Below are 23309 nucleotides of genomic sequence, written 5' to 3'. Positions count from 1 at the left end.
CTTTTCGTTTGGATTAAACTGCACTGCGTTTGCGCAAATCTTCCTCGATTTGTTCCAGGCTCTTCCCGCGTGTTTCCGTAGTAAAGAATTTCACGAACAGGAAGGCTAGGATACCGATGACGGCGAAAATATAGAATAGGGAGCTGATACCGATTGTGCGGAGCAAAATCGGGAATAGCAAGGAAACAATCAAGTTAGCCCCGTGCAAAGCGAAGGTAGCCACACCTGTTCCGATTCCGCGGACGCTGGTAGGGAATAGTTCCGGCAGCATGATCCAGACGACTGGTCCCCAGGTTGTCGAGAAAGAGATGATGAATGTGCCGAGGCAAACGATGATTGCCCATGTTGCAGCTGTCGAATCAGGTGCAAGCAAGTTGACGGTGGATAGGACGATCAAGCTGGCAACCATACCGATATTACCTGCCATAAGCAAAGTCTTACGGTTGATCTTGTCGACAAAACGGATGGCGATGATCGTCATCAATACGTTGACTGCCCCGATGCCGACAGTACCAAGTATGGCGGCGGAATCTCCAAAGCCAGCATTCTCCAACGTTATCGGAGTGTAATAGATGATTGTATTGATGCCGATGAACTGCTGGAAAAAGGCAATTCCCACGCCGGCAATCAATGCAGGCCGCACCCAGCTGGAGAGCAATTCTTTCATACCGCCTTCGTCTTCTTCTTCTGTTTTCATGACTTCGGCAACCTCTTCATCAATGGAAGCATTCTCACCGCGCACACGTTTCAGGATGGCGCGTGCTTGATCTTCTTTACCGGTCGTTAAAAGCCAACGCGGACTTTCTGGCATGAAAATCATGCCGATGATCAGGATCGCTGCGGGAATGACGGCCAGTCCAAGCATCCAGCGCCATGCGCCTGCATCGGATAGAGCGTAGTTCACCAGGTATGAGGATAAAATACCGATTGTGATCAGCAGCTGATTCAATGAAGCAAGAGAGCCGCGCTTTTCTTTCGGAGCAAGCTCTGATAAATATAGTGGTACAATAGTAGTGGAACATCCGACGGCTAAACCAAGAATGACACGGGCAATGACCATCATCGTTACATTGACAGCCAATCCAGCAGTCAATGCACCGATAAGGAACAGGATACCGGCGCTGATTATCGTCTTTTTACGTCCTATTTTATCCGTGACTCTTCCAGTGATTGCGGCACTGATGATGGCGCCGACCAAAAGGGAACTGACGACTAATCCTTCTGTAAAGGAAGTAAGGCCGAGATCTTCATCAATATACAGCAACGCACCAGAAATGACTCCGGTATCATAGCCATAAAGCAAGCCGCCTAATGCACCAAAAAAATACAATAAGCTGCTTGATTGTTTTTTCTGCATATTCTGTACCTCCTGAGTTGTATGATTATTGTGTTATAATATGTAAGCCTTTTCCTCTTTCGTTATAAGATGAAACCTCTTCATCTGCTCTCGATTGAAAAGTCCCACAATAAACCATTATAATTTAATAATGGCAGGAATGACTACATAAAAATCTTATTAGGAGGATTTTACTTGGCTAAAAAAATGATCGCGATCGATTTGGATGGAACATTATTGAATACCGAGAGTCAAATCCCCGAAGAAAATAAAGCGGCCATCAAACGCGCCGTGGATGCCGATATGCTGGTAGCCATCAGTACCGGCCGTGCGACATTCGATGTAAAATCCCTTGTAGGCGATGATTTGGACATCCCGATCATCGCATCCAATGGCGGCACGATTCATGACACAGGCTATAGATTACTTAACAAGATTATCTTTGAGAAAGAATTGGCGAAGGAAATTGCTGATTTCCTTGTCGAACAGGACATCTATTTTGAAGTGTATACAGAAACGGAGCTGCTGTCTCCATATAATGGGGAAGAGAAGCTGAAAGCGGAATTGGATAAGGTGGTTTCGGCCAATCCGGATGAAAACCTGGAGCAGCTCTGGATCGGTGCCATGTCTCAATTCAAGCAATCCGGCATTCGCTTTGTACCGAATATAGATCATATTTTCACTGATGAAAATACGATTTTCAAGATCCTTTGCTTCAGTTTCGATCTTCAAAATCTCGCTAAAGTGTATAAGGCAATCAGCCAGAATTCCAAAATCACAGTGACCTCTTCCGGAGAGCATATTTTGGAGATATTACCAAGTAATTCAGGTAAGGGCTATGCCGTTACCATGCTTGCTGAAAAGTATGGAATCCAAAAGGAAGATATCTATGCGGTTGGGGACAGTCCGAATGATATCAGTATGTTCGAGGTTGCCGGCAACGGTGTTGCCATGGAAAATGCGATGACAGAGCTTATGGAAATTGCCACGCATGTTACGAAATCAAACGATGATCTGGGCGTTGCTTACTTCCTGGATAAATTGATTGCCGGGGAGCAAGAAGAGCTCCGGCGAGTCGAAGAAGGAGTATGAGGGGGAGACCGGTGCACGGGTGCGCCGGTTTTTTTGTGTACTGAATTCTGATAAATGGATGCGCTGTCGGGCTGTTTTATGTAAAATAGAGTGATAATCATTCCTGGAAAGAAGTGTTGGTTCTTGTTAAAGGATTTTTTTGCTTTTTATAAACCGTATAAACGGCTGTTCATGCTGGATTTCGGCAGCGCAGTCTTTGTAGCTATACTGGAGCTTGGTTTTCCGATCGGTGTAAATATGATGGTGGACCGATTGCTTCCGACGGAGAACTGGAGCTGGATCGTAACTGCATGTATCCTGCTGTTCATCGTATATGGCTTGAGTACAGTCATGCAATACATCGTAACCTATTGGGGACATAAGCTTGGTATCAATATTGAACGTGATATGCGGAAGCAGCTGTTTACACATATGCAGAAATTGAGTTTCCGCTTCTTCGATAATACAAAGGTAGGGAATTTGATTTCCCGTCTGACAAACGATTTATTCATGATCGGTGAGATGGCCCACCATGGACCGGAAGATTTGTTCATAGCGGTGATGACCATTGCTGGTGCGCTGTTGATCATGTTCTTCATCAATTGGCCGCTTGCATTGATGACAATGCTTGTTGTACCGATTTTATTCTGGATTGTCCTTTATTGTAATAAGAAAATGACAGAAGCCTCCAGGAGGATGAATGAAGATACAGCGGACTTCAGTTCCCGTATCGAAAACACAGTCGGCGGTATCCGTGTTGTCCAGGCTTTTACCAATGAAGCGCATGAAGAAGGACGGTTCAAGGTCAATAATGAACGCTACCGCCTGACAAAACTGCTATCCTATAAGATCATGGCATTGAATTTATCCGTTACTTATATGTTGATGCGATTCATAGCAGTATTCCAGTTGGTGGCTGGGGCATGGTTCATCATCCAGGACAGGATGTCATATGGCGATTTGGTAGCCTTTATCCTCCTGACGAATGTATTCTTCCAGCCGATTCAGAAAATCGGTGCAATCATTGAGCTGTATCCGAAGGGGATTGCTGGTTTTCAGCGTTATATGGATATCATGCGGCTTGATCCGGATATAAAAGACGCCCCAGATGCCAAGCATGTGGATTCATTGGCCGGGAATATCCGCTATGAGAATGTATCTTTCGGATATAAAGAGGGGAGCTCGATCCTGAAAGATATCAGTTTTTCCATCAATGCTGGAGAAACCGTCGCTTTTGTCGGTCCATCAGGAGCCGGTAAATCGACGATATGCAGCTTGCTGCCGCGATTTTATGAACGGAATGCAGGCCAGATCACCATCGACGGTATACCGAACGATGAGATGACGCTTGCCTCCCTCCGCGGTCAAATCGGGATTGTGCAGCAGGATGTTTATTTGTTCGGTGGCACGATCAAAGAGAATATTGCTTACGGTAAGCTTGATGCAACGGATGAAGAGATAGAGGAAGCGGCGCAAAGGGCGCAGCTGACAGATTTCCTTGCAGAACTGCCGGATGGTTTGGATACCGTCATCGGCGAACGCGGCGTGATGATTTCCGGCGGACAGAAACAGCGTATATCCATTGCGCGTGTATTCCTGAAAAATCCCCCGATCCTTATTTTGGATGAAGCGACATCTGCGCTGGATACAGAGACGGAAGTGAAGATACAGGAAGCGCTGGATGAGCTGTCGGAGGGGCGGACGACATTGGTCATCGCGCACCGGCTGGCTACAATTAAACACGCTGATAAGATAATCATGGTCACAAAGCAAGGCATTGCAGAAGAAGGGAAGCATAGTGAGCTATTAGAAAAAGAAGGTGCATATCGCCGTCTTTATGATGCGCAATTCACTCATTGATGTGCAGGTCAGGAAGTTTTCTTCCAAAAGGAAGAGGAGACTTCCTGTTTTTTTGTCGAATATGTAAGCGTTTTCCTTAAGGTATGTTAAGATAACTTACAATAAAAATTGAATTATTAGACTTTTTTGACGATATTCTATTGCGAATTCCCTCATCTACATGTAACATCACAGGTGAGGAAAGCTAACATGTGATTCGCGTACCAAGGAGGAATAGTTAATGGAGACAATTTCGATCGATGGCCTTTTAAAGGATAAAGCAAAAAAGCTATGCGCGGTAAGTGAACGGATTTGGGAGTTCGCGGAATTGCGCTTTCAAGAAAAACAATCTGCTGCTCTCCTTGCGGATGTGCTGGAGGAAGAAGGATTTGAAGTCCAGCGCGGTATTGCGGGAATCGAGACGGCTTTTGTGGCGAATTTCGGTGCAGGCAAGCCGGTCATTTCCTTTTTGGGGGAATTCGATGCACTGTCGGATTTAAGCCAAGAGGCAGGAGTCATTGAACAAAGAGCAATCGTTCCGGGAGGGACGGGTCATGGATGCGGACATAATCTGCTTGGTACAAGTGCGCTTGGAGCTGCATTGGCAGTCAAGGAATATATGAAGGAAAACGGATTGAGAGGAACTGTCCGTTATTACGGCTGTCCGGGAGAAGAAGGTGGATCAGGTAAAACCTTCATGGCGAAAGAGGGGATTTTCGATGATGCCGATGCAGCCATTACATGGCATCCTTATACGCACAGCGGGGTGCAAAGAGCGGAGACGCTGGCCAATTATCAAGTATATTTCAAGTTCAAGGGGAAAAGTGCACACGCAGCAGGAGGGCCTCATTTAGGCAGGAGCGCACTGGATGCTGTCGAACTGATGAATATCGGCACTAACTTCCTCCGTGAGCATGTTGTGCAGGACGCGCGTTTGCATTATGCGATTACGAATGCAGGCGGTGTCTCTCCAAATGTTGTCCAGCCTGAAGCTGAGGTCCTTTATTTAGTCAGGGCACCAGAGGCGGAACAGGTGGAGAGCATCTATCAGCGGGTCGTAAAGATCGCCCGGGGGGCAGCACTGATGACAGAAACCGAGCTGGAGATAACATTCGATAAAGCTTGTTCCGGATTCATCCGCAATACAGTCCTTGAGCAAATCATGCAGGAACAGGTGGAGCGTATCAAAGTCCCTGACTATACAACGGAGGAGCTTGATTTTGCCAGAGGTATTCAGATGACCTTGAGTGAAGAAGATATTGCTTCCGATAAACGATCGATTCTGCAGCTGATCGGAAAGGATGCACCATTATGGGAAGAGGAAATGGATGCTTCGCCAATCCTTGCGAGGCCGATTCCATACCATGATTCGGAGAATTTTCAATATGGTTCGACTGATGTGGGCGATGTGAGCAGAATCACACCAACTGTTCAGTTCCATGCGGCCTGCTTCGCTGTTGGGACGCCATTGCATACATGGCAAGTGGTATCACAAGGGAAAACATCACTGGCCCAAAAAGGAATGCTGTATGCAAGCGAAGTGATGGCTGCTACAGCACTATCTTTATTCGAAAAGCCAGAGCAGCTGGAAGCTGCAAAGCTTGAAATGCAAAGGCGACTGGGACCGAATGGATATACAAACCCTATTCCAGATGGTGTGAAGCCGACTATATTAACCTAACTAACAGATCGGGGGTAAAGAGATGGAAAATCAGGTTCGAAATGGCGGCTCGCAAAAGCCTGGAAAGGAAGAGGGGAAGGTTCTGAGATTTCTCTCGGCAATAGAGCGGGCTGGGAACAAGCTGCCTGATCCATTCATGCTTTTCATTTACCTGGCAGTAATCATCGCCATTGTTTCCTGGATCATGAGCATGCTTGGCGTATCCGTCACCACACCGGAAAATGAGGTTGTGGAAGTTAACAACATGATATCGACAGAGGGATTGACATTTGCTTTATCCTCTATGCTTGAAAACTTCACTGGGTTTGCCCCGTTAGGTCTTGTGCTGGTCATGATGTTCGGTATCGGGCTTGCGCAGCACGTCGGATTCTTTGAAGTGGTCATGCGCGGGATGGTGATGAATATCCCGAAGAGTCTTGTTACATATATGATCATCTTTACCGGTGTTTTGGGAAACATTGCTTCGGATGCTGCAATGGTAATCATACCGCCGCTTGCCGCAATGATCTATTATTCCATCGGCAAGCATCCGATTGCGGGACTGCTGACATCGTTCGTCGCTGTATCTGCTGGTTTTACAGCGAATTTCTTGATAGCGGGAACAGATGTCTTGCTGTCAGGCATTTCCACGGAAGTCATCCAAGGACAGTATAGTGATGCGCGGGCAGTTTCCCCGCTAGATAACTGGTATTTCATGGCTGCATCTACCATCATGCTCGTTTTCGTCGTAGCGTTCGTTTCCAAGAAATTGATCGAACCTCGGCTTGGTGATTATGATCCTGCCTTTGCCGACAAAGGCATACTCAATGCACAGATTGAAAAATTGCGGCCGGAGCAGAAACGCGGTGTCCGGAATGCATTGATTGCTGCGGGGATTTATGTCATTCTGGTTTCTTTGCTTATCGTCCCTTCCAACGGTATCCTGCGCGGAGAAGAGGGGACAGTCATCCCATCACCGTTTTTGAGTAATATCGTTCCTTTGATTTTGATCCTCTTCATCATCCTGGCGGTATCCTATGGATTTACTACTGGTACATTGAAGAAGGTTTCGGACATTCCGGAAAAGATGGGCATTGCAATGAAGGAGATGTCCGGATTCATCGTCCTGGTATTTGCAGCTGCTCAATTCATTGCATACTTTGAATGGACGAATATCAGTACGATTATTGCTGTCAATGGCAGTGTGGCTTTGGAGAATATGAATGTGACAGGTGTAGGGGCTATGGTCGGCTTCACGCTGATCAGTGCCATCGTCAATCTGTTCATCACAAGCGGTTCCGCGCTGTGGGCGCTGCTTGCGCCAGTATTCGTACCGATGTTTTACCAGTTGGGATATGACCCCGCTTATACGCAGGTAGCCTTCCGTATCGGGGACTCGGCTTTCAATATTTTATCCCCGATGAGCCCTTATGTGGTCATGCTGCTTGGCTTCATGAAACGGTATGATAAACGGGCTGGTCTAGGTACGCTGATGTCGCTCATGCTGCCATTTGCGGTCATCATCTTGGCTGCATGGATCATTATGTTCGTTATTTGGAGTTTGCTTGGACTGCAGGTTGGTCCTGGTGTCGATATTCATTTATAGGAAGTCGGGCGCTGCTTGTTTGCAGCGCTTTTTTATTGACGGATTCTTTGGAATGGGTTAAATTAATTACTGAAAGTAACCCCATTATCATAGGTAACTAATGGTTGGTTATCAAAAAGGGTAAGCTATCTAACGGTAATACAATTTTTTGGAGGGATAAGTAATGACTCAGGATTTTTTCAAGGCATTAGAAAACAGACGATCCATTTATGGATTAGCTAAGGAGTCTCCTATTTCTGATGAGCGTATTCAGGAGATTGTGGAGTTTGCAGTTAAATACACGCCATCTGCGTTCAACTCCCAAAGCACACGTGCCATCGTACTTCTTGGAGACAAGCATGACCGTTTCTGGGATATAACAGAAGAACAGCTTCGTGCAGTCGTGCCGGCTGACAACTTTGCACCAACAGAAGAGAAAATCGCATCATTCCGCAATGGATATGGCACAGTGCTATTCTTCGAAGATGAGACGGTTGTAAAAGGTTTGCAGGAGCAATTCGCACTCTATGCAGACAACTTCCCGATTTGGTCTGAACAGACCTCTGGTATGCATCAGCTTGTTGTCTGGACTGCGCTGGAAATGGAAGGACTTGGCGCGAGCCTGCAGCATTATAACCCATTGGTTGATGAAGCGATTCAAAAAGAGTGGGATATCCCATCCAACTGGAAGCTTCGTGGACAGATGCCATTCGGTAAACCGACAATGCCAGCTGGTGATAAAGAATTCAAACCATTGGAAGAGCGTGTAAGGATCATTAAATAAGACGAAAACAAAGCGCTATTGTCTGAAGTGGACAATAGCGCTTTGTTTAGATATAATTATTTGAAAATTCCGTTACATTTGTATTACATATGTTTCTTGCCTTGGGAGCGGGGTATACAGTAGTTATAAATATAATCAACTTATAATGAAAGGAAGGAAGTAAAGTGAGTGCATATCCATATAAAAAGTTGCAGCATGCCGGTGACTTGTCGGATGATGAACGAGATGAAATTCTGACCACTCTGGAACGATACATGGATTACTTGCGAGACGAAATGTCGAAATCAGATGACCTTCCTGCCGTCAAATAAAAAAAGGAGCATCCCCTCTATCAGGGGATACTCCTTTTATTTTTACATTATCGCCGTGATCAGGAACGGCAAGGTGATGATGGACATAATGGCACTGATTACGAAAGCGGAAGCAACCTCTGTTTCCAAGCTTTTGAAGCGAATTGCGATCATGGATGCAACCGCGGAACCTGGGAAGGATACAAGCAATACTGCCATTACAAGATCATCATGTTTCAAACCAAGTGCAAGCGCGATGACAATCATAGCAAGCGGCTGAACGACTGCTTTCAGGATTGCGATCGAGAATGCAGAGAAGCTTAGTTTGATTCTATTGATACCGATTGTGACACCGACTGCAAACAATGCAACACCGGATACGACATCACCGATTTGATCTAGTGATTTTTCGCCTAATTCAGGCAGATGGAAGTTAAAGATAAGCACAAGAAGCAAACCGATGATAGGTACACAAGCAAGCGGCTCGCTGAGACCATGCAGGATGGATTTCATTGTTACTTTGAACAAGCTTTCTTGTTTTTCATCTGATCCTGTACCGCGGTTACGTTCACCTACTGTACCAAGGATGGTGGACAGTGGATCAAGTAATGCGTTAACGATGATACCCATCAAAGCAATTGGAATAGCGATTGCTTCGGCGCCAAACAGACTTCCCAAAACCGGGATACCCATGAAGGCGAACGTTGGCTGAGTCGAGTTCAAGGAAAGCATCGTTGATTGTACGAAATCGTATTTAGTAGTCCATTTAGTGACAAGAAGTACAACGATGAAGAATCCGATAACACCGATGATCAATGCTCCAAGGAAAGAAGCTTTATCGAAAATCGTTTCACGGGAAGTAGTTGTGATCCCGACGAATAAGTGTGCTGGCAATGCGATTTTTGTTACAAGTGTGTTGATCCCTTTGGATGTTTCTTTGTTGAATATGCCCCGATTCCCTGCGATGAATCCAAGAAGGATTACGAAGAAGATCGGTATTAGAATGATGAAAATTTCACCAAAACTCATGTTCATTCCACTCCCTACAGTAGTTATCTTGCTCGAATTGTCAAAATTAATACAGGTGCCTCCTTATGAAGGAGTCACCTGCACCATGAGAAATTCTTTAAAATCTTAGCCTCTGATGGTTTTGTATTCTGGTTTCCATACAGATTTAGCAATAAGGTCTTTGATTTCTTCAGGTTTTGCATCAGATACGCCGTCTTCGATTGCAGCTTTGGCAACTGCTTCTGCAACAGCGGTTGAAACAGGTTGAAGTTCGTCGATTGCTGGAAGCAAGGAACCGCCTTGTACATTGCTTTCAACCATGTCCGCGATTGCATTGGCTGCAGCGGCAAACATGGAATCAGTGATGCGGCTTGCTTTTACAGCAATGGAGCCAAGTCCAAGACCAGGGAAAGCAAAGGCGTTGTTCGCTTGACCGATGTGGTAAGTCGTACCTTTGTATTCAACAGGGTCGAACGGGCTTCCTGTTGCGATCAATGCTTTACCGTCAGTCCACTCAAGCAAGTCTTTCGGAATTGCTTCAGCAAGCGGAGTCGGATTGGACATAGGCATGATGACTGGACGCTCTACGTGTTTTGCCATTTCTTTGATGATTTCGGCACTGAATGCACCAGCTTGACCGGAAGTACCAATCAAAATAGTCGGTTTCACTTGGCGGATGACTTCAGCTAGTCCGATGATGCCATCTTCTCTATTCCAGTCTTTTACTTCATCAGCAGAACGAAGGTATGGTTTCTGGAAATCAGCAATGCCATCCATGTCATCAGTCAAAAGACCGCGTTGGTCGATAGCCCAGAAGTTTTTCAATGCGTCTTCTTTGGAGATGCCATCAAGTACCATGGCAGCAGCGATTTGGTCTGCGTTACCGATACCTGCAGAACCAGGACCAAATACAACGACGCGCTGCTCGCTGATTGGTGTGCCAGCTACTTTGCAAGCACTCATCACAGCTGCAAGTGTAATGGCGCCAGTTCCTTGGATATCATCGTTGAAAGTAAGGATCTTGTCGCCATACTTATCAATGATGTTGCGAGCGTTACGGTTGCCGAAGTCTTCCCAGTGTAGAAGTACGTTAGGGAATTTCGCTACTGTTTTGCTGATGAAAGCATCGATGAATTGATCATATTGCTCGCCGCGTACACGTTTATGGCGGTTACCGACATAAAGCGGATCGTTAAGCAATTTTTCATTATCTGTACCAGCATCGATTACGACTGGAAGTACACGGTTAGGGTCGATGCCAGCAGCTGCTGTGTATACAGCCAATTTACCGATGGAGATATTCAGGCCGCCGACACCCCAGTCGCCGATTCCAAGGATGCTTTCGGAGTCAGTGACTACGATCAAGTCGATTTCATCTGAATTAAGCAAATTATTTTCGTATGCTTGCTCGATGCCGTCCGGATTGTTGATATCAAGATAAACACCGCCTGGGCGTGTGTACTCATGGCTGTATTCCTGGATGGCTTGTCCTACAGTCGGAGTATAAACGACAGGAAGCATTTCGCTTAGATGATCAGTCAAAAGACGATAGTAAAGAACCACGTTACGATTGTAAAGCTGGTTCAATGTATTGTTTTTCAGCAAGTTGTTAGGCTGTGCATTGAACTGTTCGTAAGCACGCTTCACTTGCTCATCCAATGTCAATACGGTCGCTGGCAATACGCCTTCAAGACCAAGCTCTGCCCGTTCTTCTTTTGTAAAAGCGACACCTTTATTTAGAAAAGGATTTGAAATTAAGTTCTTACCTCTTAGAGAAGTGGAAATGGATCCATCTTCATTATTGCGATATGTGTTCATATCAGATTCCACCTTTTCGAATGATTACTTACCTTTTGTAACTGCCATAAATAATTCTATCACTAATCAATTGTTAATCAATTTTAACAAAGTATTTAAAATAACTATTGCATTTATCGAGTTTGTGTGATATTTCACATACTGATTGGCGTTCCGGAAAACCGCGGCATCAAAGTATTTTACAGATGTGAAATAAATTTGATTTTTACTTTTTTATTGTTTTTTTTACTTAGAAAAATATACATGAACGTTTTTTTATAATGCGTTTGTTTATTCTAACTATTCTGCTTTTTAATTCGCAGCCTTCATGTTAAGCTTATTTATATATGGAAAGAAGGTGCAGCTAGGTATGGACATTGTGAAAGAACTGAGTAAGATTGTGAATCCAGGGAGGATATCGACAGCGGCTGCAGTCATCGGTCAGCATAATCATGATGCATCCTATCACCCTGCGGCAGATCCCGATGCTGTTGTCTTCCCTCAAAACACGGAAGAGGTCAGCGCGATCCTTTCTTTTGCCAACGAATATGGGATTCCTGTCACTCCTTTTGGGAAAGGCTCCAGCTTGGAGGGACATGCAATTCCTTATGACGGAGGAATCTCCCTGGACCTTGGTTTGATGAATGATCTGAAGGCCATTGGAGATAAAGACGGTTACGTTGTCGTCGGAGCAGGGCTGACGCAGTTCCAATTGAATGATGCCCTGAAGAAGCATGGATTATTCTTCAGTGTCGATCCCGGGGCGGAAGCGACGCTTGGGGGAATGGCTGGAACGAATGCGAGCGGCTCGTATACAGTGAAATACGGCACAATGCGGGATAATATACTGGATATGGAGGTAGTATTGCCAAGCGGGGAAATCATCCATACAGGTTCAAAAGCGCTGAAATCTTCTTCAGGATTACATCTTACGGGGATATTTACCGGTTCGGAAGGCACCCTTGGCATCATTACGGAGCTTACACTCCGTGTGTATCCGATACCGGAGGCGACAGTGGCTGCACGTGCAGTCTTCCGTGATTTTGAAGAAGCAGTCACGGCTGTCGTAAGACTTCGTACCGCTGGGCTGGATTTGGCGCGGATTGAATTCGTGGATGCACCCTCTGTAGCGCACGTCAACCATTTCGCCAAGACAGCCTATATCGAACAGCCGACGATTTTCTTCGAATTGAACGGGGAAACTGAGCATCTCCAGCATCAGCTTAAACGGATGGAGGAGCTATTAAAGCCTTTTGAGGTAGTAGAATTCCTTGCCGAGACAGACATGGGTGCTCAGGAGAGATTATGGGATGCAAGACATAATCTTGCTTATTACTACATACAAGGAGCGCCGACTAAACAAATGCTTGTCACGGATGTATGCTTGCCTATATCCGAGCTTGCCGGGGCAATCCTCCATGCAAGACGGGCAGTGGATGAAAGCGGCTTGGAAGCTGGTATTGTAGGACATGTGGGTGACGGGAATTTCCATATCATCGCAATGGCGGATTTTGCGGATGCGAGTGAAGTGGCTGCAGCGAAACAGCTTCATGAAGAGATTGTGGACTATGCGCTGGCGCATGATGGAACCTGTACAGGCGAGCATGGGGTAGGAGTAGGCAAGAAGCGATATCAATCAAAGGAACATGGGGCAGCGTACGATTTGATGCGCACGATAAAGCAGGCGATCGATCCGCGTGCAATCATGAATCCCGGCAAGTTAATCGATTAATATAGAAAAAGAGCGTATTCCCCCTCAAGAATACGCTCTTTTTCTATTATCCTTTTTTGCTGAATAGGTCTGAAATCGCATGCACAAATTCAATACCTTGGTATGCAAGGATGGATAGTGCGCTAACAGAAAGTGCTATGACCATGATCGCTCTTGCCACAAACATTTTCGTCCCCTCCTTTGGATTGCTAAAACAACCTAAAGCAAAAGGAGGACTATTCAGCGATAACTCGATTGATAGAAGACGGCCAGCAGGAAATGCCGGACTGCCTGCTTGGTCTGCAGCATACGTGCTTGTAACATAATCGGGACAAGCAGCAATGGCAGAAAAGTCAGGACTGCTGTTTGTGTTATGATCGGAAACCAATGTTTTTCATCATCCGGTAAATCGGCCTTATGGATGACGACGTGCTGTGGTTGGATGTCATTTGTCCCTAAATGAAACATCGGATGCAGCACCATTACTTGCAATGTGATCGACAATACAAGGCCAATAAACAAAAGAGCAGCTTTACGTTGCATTTCCTCCCCACCTCCTATCCAGTATGATCTCTTAAGTATATACCCGTTAAGAAAAAATGTAAATGATTTTTAGTAATATTTTCACAATTCGGAATAAAATCACACAAAAAAACCTGTCCTATGTCTGGGACAGGCTGTTAAAAAAATTAGTGTTTTGTTGGAGCGCTTTCATCCAATGTAACCCATTTTTCCGCCCATTCTCTTATAGAAGTAATCACAGGGCGCAATGCATGACCTTTTTCTGTCAGTTCATATTCAATACGGACAGGTGTGTCCGGATATACTGTTCTTGTTGCGATACCCGCTGCTTCCAGCTCTTTGAGACGCTCAGAGAGCAAACGGCCGCTGATCGGCAGGGAAGATTCCAATTCAGAGAATCGCTGTGATCCTTCTAAGAGGCGGAAAATGATAAGCCCAGTCCAACGTTTGCTGAGAAGCTCCATTCCTGATTCAAAGCGTGGGCATAATTCTGCGGATTTCATCTATCATCACCTCTTCAAAAGCGCTGTTTACTTAATCTTTTATGTTTCATTATATATGAGGTTACGAAAAGTAACAAGTTTATTGTTCCTGATTCTGCGGCATTCTATCCAGACTTACTGGCTAAAAATTATGAAAAATTCTATACTGAAAGTAAGTATGCTGTAGGAGGAGATGAAAGTGGATCATCATCATTACATAGATTATGCTTGTAAGCTTGCTGTTGAGAACGTAAATAGCGGTAAAGGAGGACCATTTGGTGCTATCATCGTCCGGGATGGGGAAATCATCGGACAAGGAACGAACTTGGTCACGAGTCTTCATGATCCGACCGCCCATGCCGAAATACAGGCCATACGCGATGCAACGAGCAATCTTGGGCATTTCGAATTGAAGGATTGCATCATTTATTCCAGCTGTGAACCATGCCCAATGTGTTTGGGAGCAATTTATTGGGCTCGCCCAAAGGCGTTGTATTTCGCTTATACGAAAAAGGATGCTGCTGCAATCGGTTTTGATGATGATTTCATTTATCAGGAAATCGGGAAACCATATGAGAAGCGGAAGATTCATACGGTGCAGCTCCGTGACAAGGAAACATCAGATCCGATGAAGGCCTGGATGGAGAAGGAAGATAGAGCAGAATATTAAAGAAGGCGACCCTGTTATGCAGGAGGCGTCTTCTTTTTTTGTGGAGCACGCTCACTTGTAAGCTTTTGTCGAATAGTGAAAAACTGCTGTTCGAAGCAGCGGCGATCCGGTATATTCGTCAACTCGTCATGATTTGCGATATATTGTAATCGGCTGGCTTTTGATTCGCCGAAGTTGAGTCTAAAGCCGTATTTGTATCTTGCTGTCGCGCAGTTTAACCTGCTGGGCGCGTATTCAATTGCGATATAGCTTGAGGGAGCTGCAATGAATAGGAAGCATGCAGCAAGGGTGACAGTATCCGACCCGGCAAAATACTTTGTGAATAACTTTTAAGTTTTTTTACAGTAAAATAGGCTTGGATACATTGTGTGTGAGTGTGAAAAAGTAACCCTCTATCAGAGGAATTATCATGGAAATCAAGCAGCAGGGAGGATAGCCAATTGCGAAATGATTTTATATACGATGTGATCATCATAGGAGGAGGCACAACCGGTCTCTATACATCCTTTTATACAAAGCTGCGGAGGATGACGACATTATTGATCGAAGCTTCATCGGATTTTGGCGGGAAAGTGGCGCAGTTTTATCCGGAAAAGCAAATTTATGATGTAGGTGCATACCCGGTCGCGACGGGAGAGGAGATGGTCGGCAAATTGCTTGAGCAAAGCAGATCGGCAGAGCCTGAAGTCGTGAGTGGAGAATTTGTCGAACAGGTGAGAAAACAGCAAAACGATATTTTTGAAGTGGGAACGACTGCCGGCAAGCTGTATATGGCTCGGACAATCATCCTTGCCTGCGGAATGGGAACTTATCAGATGAAACCGCTGCGGCTTGCGGAGGCGCCGCTTTATGAAGGAAAGAATCTTCATTATTATTTGAAGTCGGCTGAGCGATTCCGTGATATGCGCGTCACTGTCTATGCAATGAATAGGACCGGCATTGACTGGGCGATGGCACTAGAGAAGACAGCGAAGGAAGTAACATTACTTAATCAGCAGGATTATTTCCTATATACTCCTCCTCATGTGATCGAAGCGTTGGAGGAAACCTCGATACAGGTCAAGTACAATCATAAAGTGACCAAGCTGATTGGGAACAGCGGAGGATTGCATACATTGCTGGTGGATCAGGAAGGTTTACAGATGATGCATGAAACGGACGCCCTGCTTTATTATGAAAATGTCAATCTGACGCAAACACCGTTTGCCAGCTGGGGAATCGAGACGGACAAGAATAAAGTCATCGTTGATCGAGCGATGGCGACCAATGTGCCAGGTATCTATGCAGCCGGGGACGCTGTTCAGTATCCCAATAAGAATATGCTGATTGCGACAGGGTTCGCTGAGGCGATCACTGCAGTCAATAGTGCGAAGCTGTATCTGGATCCATCAGCTAGCGCGCAAGTATATAGTACAATCGAATACCACAAAAATAGAGGCTGAAATCAGCCTCTATTTTTGTGTTTCCCATTCGAGCATACTGGCAGCGCCGTCTTTTTCATTGGTGTTGGTCGTCTAATCGCAATGCTGTTTCACTTCTTCAGCTGCATTGCCCAGAACGACCTTTGTCCCTGCGGTCTCAAGCACGATCCGATCATTCATGCTGTCGCCGACGGCAATGATCTCGCCTTTACTAAAGTCTAATTTCTTTGCGGGTTTTTCAGTGCATTTTCCCTCGATGCTTTGCTGCCGATGATTCCAGCCCCTTTTTTGCTGTGATTTTTTAACAGCATCAGCATGCAGCATGGAGATAAGTTCCATCCAGGTCTATTGCTGCTAATTTACGCATCTTCGGCAGCTTTTTTACTTATCTTTTACACATATTTCCTCTTTTGAACAGGATGTAAACTGACGAATTAAGGGTAGTGAAGTATAATAAGGAGTCAAGCCGCTCACAATTTTAACAATACATAGAGAATGGTTTATACCTAAATGGAGGGAAAAGAATGGCTGGGAGATTACTATCCGTAATTGTGCCTTCGTTTAATGAAGCGGAAAATGTAAAGGTTTTTTATGATGAACTTGCCAAGGAATTACAATATTCATCCTATGATTATGAAGTGATCTATGTGGATGATGGCAGTTCTGACACCACGCTATTGGAACTGAAAGAGTTAGCGGATATGCATTATAATGTGCGGTATTTGTCATTCACAAGGAATTTTGGAAAAGAGGCGGCGATATTGGCCGGATTTCAGCATGCCCAAGGGGATTGTGCGGTCGTCATCGATGCTGATTTACAGCATCCTGTTTCCCTGCTGCATGAGTTGTTGGCCGGATTTGAAGAGGGGTATGATCAAGTGATCGCCCGGAGAAACAGAAAAGGGGAAAGCTTCCCGCGTAAAGTTATTTCGACGATGTACTATAAAATCATCAACCGATTCATTGATGTCCGGATCCAAAATGGAGTCGGTGATTTCCGTTTGCTTAGCCGCAGGGCTATCGACGCCTTATTGATCCTGAGTGAGGGCAATAGGTTTTCGAAAGGTTTATTTTCCTGGATCGGGTTCGAACAGAAAACAGTCTATTACGATAATGTCTGCCGCCAAAACGGTAAATCAAAATGGTCGTTTGGAAAATTGCTCGATTATGGCATAGATGGTATCGTATCCTTCAACACAAAACCATTGCGTGCCTGCTTGTATGCCGGCTTCATCGTGTTATTCCTATCACTGGCATACATCCTTTATACATTCGTGGAAGTGCTGGTCCGCGGAGTCGTCACACCGGGTTATTTCACTTTGATCACTGCCATCCTGTTCCTGGGCGGAGTGCAGTTGGTCAGCCTGGGTGTCATCGGGGAATATATCGGCCGGATCTACAATGAAACCAAACGGAGACCGCATTACTTAGTAAAAGATACAAATATCGAGGCTAGGAAACATTATGAAAAAAATATGGAAGCTTGAATTCACTCGTTTTATCATTGTCGGTGTGCTGAACACAATCTGTTATTATCTGGTATACTTGCTCTTTTATCAGCTGGCGGATGTGCATTATCTTGTATCCCATTGGATCGGGATCATCATCAGCATGGTTTTTTCATTTTTCTTGAATAGTTACTTTACGTACGGTGTAAGACCGACCTGGCGGAAATTCTTCCAGTTTCCGCTGACGCAGGCTGTCAATATCACAGTGTCTTCCGTCCTCGTATACATTTTCATCGAGGGCTTCGGCTGGAATGGTACAGTGGCACCAATCGCAGCTGTTTTCTTCACTGTGCCGATCACGTTTGTCATCACCAGTAAAATCATGAAGAGTGGACGTGAGGATGTGACAAATGAAGCGTAGGTGGAAAGTGGTGCTGCTTGTTTCAGCAGCGCTCACATTTGCTATTTTGGTACATATGCATTTCATCAGGGAATACTTGGATGGCCGCATCATGCTCGGACCGAATGATGGAATGGCGCAGATGCTGCCGTTCAAGCAGCACTTGTATGAGCAATATACACAGGGGAACCTTTTCTATTCGTTCTCTTTCGGACTCGGAGGGGGCATATACAGTCAGCTGGCTTATTATTTTTCTACAAGCATCGTGTATCTGCTGACAATGCTTGTGATAAAGGTTCTCGATATTGCCAATGTCATCGGAAATCCGGATGTCATTACCTGGGCGAAAGCCATCCTGCCTGTCAGCATCATCCGTCTTACAACAGCGCTTTTGCTTGCAGTTGCAGTCTTCCGGTATATTCGCATACCGTTTCTGCCGGCATTTGCCGGGGCGTGTTTTTATGCGGGCAGCGCCATCTATTTCCGGCATGTCGTATATTGGGAGTTTTTCTCCAATGCCTTTTTGTGGCTGCCGCTGCTTGTGCTGGGGGTGGAAAAAATCATCAGGGAACGGAAACCTTATTGGTTCATTGCTGCTGTGGCGATATCCGTTTTCGATAATTTCTACTTTTCATACATAAACTTCATTTTTATCGGAATCTATGTCATAGCTCGCTGGGTTATCAAGCTATCAGAGGATGAGCTGCCAATCAGGTCTCAGCTGCTCTATTTCATTCCTGCTTTACTGCTTGGTTTCGGAATCGGTTCGATTTCATTCATACCGTCTGTCTATGCATTTTTGAATAATTACCGGCCGGCTTTTGACGACCCGATTCCGTTTTATGGGAATGAGGATAATATCCTGTTCACGAGCAGGACGCTGCTTGTGCCTGCTTTATTTGTCATCCTTGTATGTGTGGCAGGATTCTATAGGAACAAGCTATTCCGATTGTTTGCGCTGCTGAGCATCTTGTTCATTTTCTTCCAGGGAAGCCCCCGTATCGCGAGCATTTTCAATGGCTTCTCCGCTCCGCAATATCGTTTCGAATATTTGTCCATGTTTGTCATTGCCGGAACCATTGCTGTCGGTCTGACACTTTTGCCTAAGGTGAGGAAAGCGCATCTGCTATTGGCGATTGGACTTGCGGTGCTATTGTACGGCCTCCATCTGCGCCATGATGTGACGCTGGATTGGGAGGACGACTGGGCGAGGTACGTCTGGAGGGGTGTTGCGCTGGTAATGGCTGCTTTCCTTATTTATACGTTCAAAAGGAAAGCATGGATGCTGGGACTTTGTCTTATTGTTGTCTTTGCGACTTACATTCCCCTTATCAATGCCCATCAGGAAAAGCAGCTGTCCGGTGCTGGCAATGTGGAGGATTCCACGCTCCAATTCCTGAAAAGTGACAAGTATGCCAGCAGCGAACAGCAGGAATTGATTCAGGATGTACTCGAATCGGATGGGACCTTTACCAGACTCGAATGGAAGACGGATAATCGGAATAATACGAATTTGGTTCAAAGTTTTCCGGGTGTCAGTATCTATTCGAGCATTTTGAATAAGGAACTGCTGTTTTTCTATTATTATGACCTGAATATTGATATGAAACGAGAAAGCGTGAGCCGCTATTCAGGCTTTGGAAACAGAGCGAATCTGTACGGTTTGCTGAATGGGAAATACATCATGTACGATAAACAGGAACCGATTGATGCGCCTTACGGATTTGAGCCGTACATGGCCAGCAGCAATTATGTCGTTTATCGGAATGACAATATGCTACCATTTGCGAAGGTTTCTGATGATGTGTTCCAGGAGAAGGATCTGGAAAGTCATACACCGCTGGAGCGGGAGCATGCAATGCTTGATGGGATCGTCCTCGCTGATGGTGAATCGAGTGAAGATGCAGATTCACTTCCGGATCTGATGGATCAGGTGACGGTGGAGGCTGCAGGAGGCACTTACCAGGATGGACAGCTCCAGGTGGATGAAGAGGAAGGCGGTCTCGATCTGCGGCTCGATGAAGGATTGCCACAGACAGGGGATTATTACATCAGCTTCTACCTGAAGAATAATGATCCGAGTGCGCCATTATATGATTTGGCAGTCAATGAGTTCAAAACAGACCGGAAATCCCAGCAATCGATTTACCGTACGAAAGTCGATGACTTGACCATTCGGGTCAAGGCAGCTGATACGATTCGGATAAGACTGCCGAAGGGGAATTATACCATCAAAGACTTTCAGCTGCAGCATGAAGACTACCAAAAACTTGAAGAGACTGCAGCGGAAGCTGAGGAGATACCATTTTTGATCCATAATAACCAGGTGATAGTAGACTACGATAATCAGCAGAATGGTGAGGACTATTTGAAAATACCTGTGCCATACGAAAAGGGCTGGCAAGTATCGGTGAATGGCGAGAAGCAGGAACTCCTGAAGGCTGATTATGCGTTTCTGGGAGTGAAGCTCCAGGATGGGGAAAACCATATAGTCTTCACATACAGACCGCCGTTTTGGAATATACTGATTGTTCTCTGTCTGGGAAGCCTCCTTCTTTCACTGGGATGGGGATGGCTTCTGCGAAAACGTCATATGGCGGGTGAGAAGGGTGAAAAAGAAGCGTAACAGGAAAAAGCAATCACTTTTATATGCTTTCGGTACAGTGCTTTTATTCGGTTTGGGCTTATTCTTTTTTCTGTTTTTCCTGTCTGTCGTGGTGGACAACAGCGGCAGGGAGCAGAAAGAGGGGAGGATGCTTTCCGAGGATGTATTAGCTTATCGGGATACAATCGAGCAGGAATTAGCCGGAGCAGGTCAGGAATCGCTGGCGCCGCTTGTGCTCTCCATCATGATGCAGGAGTCGGGCGGCAGGGGAGACGACCCGATGCAAGCTTCTGAAAGCAAGTGTGGAGAGCCGGGCTGTATACAGGATCCAGAAGAGTCCATCGCCTATGGTATCGACCACTTCCTTGATATGCTGAAGAAAGCAAATGGAGAACAGGATGTTGCGATCCAGGCTTATAATTTCGGTCCGGGATTCATTGGTTTTGTCAATGAGAATGGCGGGGTATTCAGTGAAGAGCTGGCAATTCAATTTTCTCAAGAACAATATGCAAAGCTCGACAATCCGGAAGATTATCGCTGTATACGTCCGGAATCGGAGGAATTGGATGCATGTTACGGAGATATTCATTATGTAAAAGCCGTCTATAGTTACTTGCCGGCAGCAGAGGCTGCTTATAAATAAAAAATGACCCCCGATCAAGATGTCGGGGGTTTGAAATTGGAAAACACTTTAAAATCACGCCACGCCTGTTCGATTGTGCGAAGGCGTTTTTTTACGTCATCGGCCTTTTCTTTTCCGATCAGAGCGATGAAAGCATGAATCAGGCTGATCGGGGCCGTCAGGGAATGCGTCAGCGAAGGAGATTTGCTGGAAGCCATGAACGAATAATCGGCTGCTGTGAGCAGAGGCGATGATAAACCATCTGTAATGGCAATGGCTTTTGCGCCGCGATCCTTGGCCATCTGGAATAATCGCAGTGTGTGATTCGAATAACGGACGAAGCTCAAGGCTATCAGCGCATCTTCCTCCCGGATGGTGGAGATTTGGTCTATTGCCCTGTCGGAAGGTTCGACGATCTCCACATTCTCGAATATGAAGGAGAGATGATAATGCAGCAAATCCGCTACACTGACTGCACTCCGATTCGCCAGGATGAAGATTCGTTTGGAATTGATGACTGTATCGGCAGCTTCATGGAATGCTTGCATATCGATTCCCTCCATCGTTTCCTGGATATTCGCTTGGTCACGCAGGAAGATGGCATATAAATCCTGATCCTCTGTCTCGATTTCCTCCGAAGGATGCTTGAATCGTTCCGTTGCATTCAGCTGCTCCTGCATGGCATTCTGCAAGGCGAGCTGCATCTCGGGAAAGCCGCGATACCCCATAAAAGCGGCAAAGCGTACGATTGTCGCATCACTGACCCCTGCTGCATTCGCCAAGCCTTCCACATTGAGGAAGGGTGCTTGATTCGGATGTTCGATGATGAAATTAGCAATTTTCTTTTGGGACTTTGACATCTGCTCCCGCTGACTGGAAATACGGTGGTATATATCCGGCATGACGGAAAAAGACCCCTTTCGCTTCAGAGTTTACGTAAATATACGTCTTCGACTTCGTGATTATTTCCCTTGCGGAGGATGAGATCGGAACGGCCTTTAGTCGGCAGGATGTTTTCGTGCAGATTCTTTGCATTGATCTCTTTCCATATCGTATCCGCTGATTTCAGTGCTTCTTCAAGGGAAACTTCCGCATAATGGCGGAAATAGGATTTCGGATCCTGGAATGCCGTTGCCCGCAGCATAAGGAAGCGTTCCTTATACCACTTCTCGATGTTGGTTTCTTCGGCATCGATATATATCGAGAAATCGAAGAAGTCGCTGACGAAGAACTGATATTCTTCCTTCACTTGCAGCACATTCACTCCTTCGACGATCAGGATGTCTGGATCGGATACCAATTCTGCCTGCTCCGGCAGGACATCATAGGTTAGATGGGAGTACTGCGGGCCCATGATATTCGTCGTGCCCGCCTTCACCTGCCCCATGAAATCGATCAATGCCTTGATATCATAGCTCTCCGGGAAACCTTTCCGTTTCATCAGCTGTTTTTCCTGCAAGACTGCATTCGGATAAAGGAAGCCATCTGTCGTCACGAGCTCCGTTTTCTTATGAGGCAGTACACGGGAAAGCAGTAATTGAAGCAATCGTGCAATTGTACTTTTGCCGACTGCCACGCTTCCAGCGATGCCGATTATGAAAGGTACTTTTTTCTCGCTTGTTCCAAGGAAAGCACCTGCTTTGGCGTGGAGTGTTTCTGCCGCTTCAAGATAAAAAGAAATGAGCTTCGTCAGCGGCATATAAGCACTCTCCACCTCGGGCAGGGAAATCCGTGTATTGATTCCGCGGATTTCTTCAAGTTCTGATTGCGTCAGGGGCGGTGTTTCAGTTTCCGAAAGAGCAGCCCACGCTTCCCGGGAAAAATGATAGTAAGGTTTGTATGTATGCATGATTACCCTCAACTTTTGTCTGCGAATTTGAGAATTAGTGTGCCAAGTAAAAACGTTTACAAATACTTTTCCATTTTACTACGACAAAATTCAATAATCCAGAGTGGAATCTTGGGGTATAGAATGGTAGTAATAGCTTGCATGACTTGTATATACAAGTTATGATGAAAATGTATTCGCTTACATCATACAAAAGGTGAGGTGTCCGA

Annotated in this window: 21 protein-coding genes; 13 read left to right on the top strand and 8 right to left on the bottom strand. The window is 45.6% G+C overall.

What is annotated here, in order from left to right; translation table 11 throughout:
- Positions 1-13: 13 nt before the first annotated feature.
- Complete coding sequence (locus MHI54_RS06695; RefSeq protein ID WP_095216771.1) at positions 14-1357, bottom strand: sugar porter family MFS transporter; 1344 nt, start codon at positions 1355-1357, stop codon at positions 14-16.
- Positions 1358-1543: 186 nt separating this feature from the next.
- Between MHI54_RS06695 and MHI54_RS06690 the strand changes: the two genes are divergently transcribed.
- The 6 genes from MHI54_RS06690 to MHI54_RS06665 all read left to right on the top strand — a co-directional run bounded on the left by MHI54_RS06690 (position 1544) and on the right by MHI54_RS06665 (position 8586).
- Positions 1544-2428, top strand: coding sequence for a Cof-type HAD-IIB family hydrolase (locus tag MHI54_RS06690; protein WP_095216791.1), 885 nt, complete (start codon positions 1544-1546; stop codon positions 2426-2428).
- A 123-nt stretch (positions 2429-2551) separates the two neighbouring features.
- A complete protein-coding gene (locus MHI54_RS06685; protein WP_095216770.1) occupies positions 2552-4267 on the top strand; it encodes an ABC transporter ATP-binding protein in 1716 nt (571 codons plus the stop codon).
- Positions 4268-4487: 220 nt separating this feature from the next.
- Complete coding sequence (locus MHI54_RS06680) at positions 4488-5927, top strand: M20 family metallopeptidase (protein ID WP_340082697.1); 1440 nt, start codon at positions 4488-4490, stop codon at positions 5925-5927.
- A gap of 22 nt (positions 5928-5949) precedes the next feature.
- Positions 5950-7512: an AbgT family transporter gene (locus MHI54_RS06675; RefSeq protein WP_095216768.1), complete on the top strand. Its 1563-nt coding sequence runs from the start codon at positions 5950-5952 to the stop codon at positions 7510-7512.
- 163 nt (positions 7513-7675) lie between these two features.
- Entirely contained in the window at positions 7676-8275 is a 600-nt protein-coding gene (locus MHI54_RS06670) for a nitroreductase family protein (protein WP_095216767.1), read from the top strand.
- Positions 8276-8439: 164 nt separating this feature from the next.
- The gene (locus MHI54_RS06665) at positions 8440-8586 is read left to right on the top strand and encodes a hypothetical protein (protein WP_158221569.1); all 147 of its coding nucleotides are present in this window, start codon (positions 8440-8442) and stop codon (positions 8584-8586) included.
- A gap of 42 nt (positions 8587-8628) precedes the next feature.
- Here the strand turns inward: MHI54_RS06665 and MHI54_RS06660 are convergent, their stop codons facing one another.
- Complete coding sequence (locus MHI54_RS06660; protein ID WP_340082696.1) at positions 8629-9594, bottom strand: AEC family transporter; 966 nt, start codon at positions 9592-9594, stop codon at positions 8629-8631.
- A 105-nt stretch (positions 9595-9699) separates the two neighbouring features.
- On the bottom strand, positions 9700-11391 hold the full coding sequence (locus tag MHI54_RS06655) for an NAD-dependent malic enzyme (protein ID WP_095216765.1): 1692 nt from the start codon (positions 11389-11391) through the stop codon (positions 9700-9702).
- Positions 11392-11740: 349 nt separating this feature from the next.
- Between MHI54_RS06655 and MHI54_RS06650 the strand changes: the two genes are divergently transcribed.
- Positions 11741-13102, top strand: coding sequence for an FAD-linked oxidase C-terminal domain-containing protein (locus MHI54_RS06650; protein WP_095216764.1), 1362 nt, complete (start codon positions 11741-11743; stop codon positions 13100-13102).
- A gap of 219 nt (positions 13103-13321) precedes the next feature.
- Here the strand turns inward: MHI54_RS06650 and MHI54_RS06645 are convergent, their stop codons facing one another.
- The gene (locus MHI54_RS06645; protein ID WP_095216763.1) at positions 13322-13624 is read right to left on the bottom strand and encodes a hypothetical protein; all 303 of its coding nucleotides are present in this window, start codon (positions 13622-13624) and stop codon (positions 13322-13324) included.
- A 146-nt stretch (positions 13625-13770) separates the two neighbouring features.
- Positions 13771-14106, bottom strand: a complete 336-nt coding sequence (locus MHI54_RS06640) for a helix-turn-helix domain-containing protein (RefSeq protein WP_095216762.1) — start codon at positions 14104-14106, stop codon at positions 13771-13773.
- Between the two features lie 178 nt (positions 14107-14284).
- Here MHI54_RS06640 and MHI54_RS06635 point away from each other — a divergent pair, with 178 nt between their 5' ends.
- Entirely contained in the window at positions 14285-14755 is a 471-nt protein-coding gene (locus MHI54_RS06635; protein WP_340082694.1) for a nucleoside deaminase, read from the top strand.
- A gap of 440 nt (positions 14756-15195) precedes the next feature.
- Positions 15196-16197 carry an NAD(P)/FAD-dependent oxidoreductase gene (locus MHI54_RS06630; protein WP_095216760.1) on the top strand — a complete coding sequence of 334 codons (1002 nt, stop codon included), beginning with the start codon at positions 15196-15198 and terminating at the stop codon, positions 16195-16197.
- 72 nt (positions 16198-16269) lie between these two features.
- On the opposite strand, the gene MHI54_RS06625 is transcribed toward MHI54_RS06630, so the two are convergent.
- Positions 16270-16500 (bottom strand): HAD hydrolase family protein, encoded by a 231-nt coding sequence (locus tag MHI54_RS06625; protein ID WP_340082693.1) that lies wholly within the window; start codon positions 16498-16500, stop codon positions 16270-16272.
- 200 nt (positions 16501-16700) lie between these two features.
- On the opposite strand from MHI54_RS06625, the gene MHI54_RS06620 reads away from it, so the two are divergent.
- The 4 genes from MHI54_RS06620 to MHI54_RS06605 are packed head-to-tail and all read left to right on the top strand — an operon-like array spanning position 16701 to position 21272.
- Positions 16701-17663, top strand: coding sequence for a glycosyltransferase family 2 protein (locus tag MHI54_RS06620; protein ID WP_095216758.1), 963 nt, complete (start codon positions 16701-16703; stop codon positions 17661-17663).
- The gene (locus MHI54_RS06615) at positions 17641-18045 is read left to right on the top strand and encodes a GtrA family protein (protein WP_095216757.1); all 405 of its coding nucleotides are present in this window, start codon (positions 17641-17643) and stop codon (positions 18043-18045) included. The genes MHI54_RS06620 and MHI54_RS06615 overlap by 23 nt, the downstream gene beginning before the upstream one ends.
- On the top strand, positions 18035-20650 hold the full coding sequence (locus MHI54_RS06610) for a YfhO family protein (protein ID WP_340082692.1): 2616 nt from the start codon (positions 18035-18037) through the stop codon (positions 20648-20650). The genes MHI54_RS06615 and MHI54_RS06610 overlap by 11 nt, the downstream gene beginning before the upstream one ends.
- The gene (locus MHI54_RS06605; RefSeq protein WP_095216755.1) at positions 20634-21272 is read left to right on the top strand and encodes a lysozyme family protein; all 639 of its coding nucleotides are present in this window, start codon (positions 20634-20636) and stop codon (positions 21270-21272) included. Before MHI54_RS06610 ends, MHI54_RS06605 begins: the two co-directional genes overlap by 17 nt.
- A 14-nt stretch (positions 21273-21286) precedes the next feature.
- On the opposite strand, the gene MHI54_RS06600 is transcribed toward MHI54_RS06605, so the two are convergent.
- Both MHI54_RS06600 and coaA read right to left on the bottom strand, forming a co-directional pair.
- On the bottom strand, positions 21287-22153 hold the full coding sequence (locus tag MHI54_RS06600; RefSeq protein ID WP_095216754.1) for a MurR/RpiR family transcriptional regulator: 867 nt from the start codon (positions 22151-22153) through the stop codon (positions 21287-21289).
- Between the two features lie 23 nt (positions 22154-22176).
- A complete protein-coding gene (gene coaA / locus MHI54_RS06595; protein ID WP_095216753.1) occupies positions 22177-23100 on the bottom strand; it encodes a type I pantothenate kinase in 924 nt (307 codons plus the stop codon).
- Positions 23101-23309 lie beyond the last annotated feature (209 nt).

The organism is Terribacillus sp. FSL K6-0262 (genome assembly GCF_037977385.1).
Classification (GTDB): Bacteria; Bacillota; Bacilli; order Bacillales; family Amphibacillaceae; genus Terribacillus.
Note: the sequence above shows the minus strand (reverse complement) of the source record. Positions and strands in the feature narration are given on the sequence as shown.

What these genes read in the sequence shown, in the direction of transcription:
- MHI54_RS06695 (WP_095216771.1), bottom strand. Translation starts at nt 1,357, where the DNA reads ATGCAGAAAAAACAATCAAGCAGCTTATTGTATTTTTTTGGTGCATTA.
- MHI54_RS06690 (WP_095216791.1), top strand. Translation starts at nt 1,544, where the DNA reads ATGATCGCGATCGATTTGGATGGAACATTATTGAATACCGAGAGTCAA.
- MHI54_RS06680 (WP_340082697.1), top strand. Translation starts at nt 4,488, where the DNA reads ATGGAGACAATTTCGATCGATGGCCTTTTAAAGGATAAAGCAAAAAAG.
- MHI54_RS06675 (WP_095216768.1), top strand. Translation starts at nt 5,950, where the DNA reads ATGGAAAATCAGGTTCGAAATGGCGGCTCGCAAAAGCCTGGAAAGGAA.
- MHI54_RS06670 (WP_095216767.1), top strand. Translation starts at nt 7,676, where the DNA reads ATGACTCAGGATTTTTTCAAGGCATTAGAAAACAGACGATCCATTTAT.
- MHI54_RS06660 (WP_340082696.1), bottom strand. Translation starts at nt 9,594, where the DNA reads ATGAGTTTTGGTGAAATTTTCATCATTCTAATACCGATCTTCTTCGTA.
- MHI54_RS06655 (WP_095216765.1), bottom strand. Translation starts at nt 11,391, where the DNA reads ATGAACACATATCGCAATAATGAAGATGGATCCATTTCCACTTCTCTA.
- MHI54_RS06650 (WP_095216764.1), top strand. Translation starts at nt 11,741, where the DNA reads ATGGACATTGTGAAAGAACTGAGTAAGATTGTGAATCCAGGGAGGATA.
- MHI54_RS06645 (WP_095216763.1), bottom strand. Translation starts at nt 13,624, where the DNA reads ATGCAACGTAAAGCTGCTCTTTTGTTTATTGGCCTTGTATTGTCGATC.
- MHI54_RS06640 (WP_095216762.1), bottom strand. Translation starts at nt 14,106, where the DNA reads ATGAAATCCGCAGAATTATGCCCACGCTTTGAATCAGGAATGGAGCTT.
- MHI54_RS06625 (WP_340082693.1), bottom strand. Translation starts at nt 16,500, where the DNA reads ATGCTGCATGCTGATGCTGTTAAAAAATCACAGCAAAAAAGGGGCTGG.
- MHI54_RS06620 (WP_095216758.1), top strand. Translation starts at nt 16,701, where the DNA reads ATGGCTGGGAGATTACTATCCGTAATTGTGCCTTCGTTTAATGAAGCG.
- MHI54_RS06615 (WP_095216757.1), top strand. Translation starts at nt 17,641, where the DNA reads ATGAAAAAAATATGGAAGCTTGAATTCACTCGTTTTATCATTGTCGGT.
- MHI54_RS06610 (WP_340082692.1), top strand. Translation starts at nt 18,035, where the DNA reads ATGAAGCGTAGGTGGAAAGTGGTGCTGCTTGTTTCAGCAGCGCTCACA.
- MHI54_RS06600 (WP_095216754.1), bottom strand. Translation starts at nt 22,153, where the DNA reads ATGCCGGATATATACCACCGTATTTCCAGTCAGCGGGAGCAGATGTCA.
- coaA (WP_095216753.1), bottom strand. Translation starts at nt 23,100, where the DNA reads ATGCATACATACAAACCTTACTATCATTTTTCCCGGGAAGCGTGGGCT.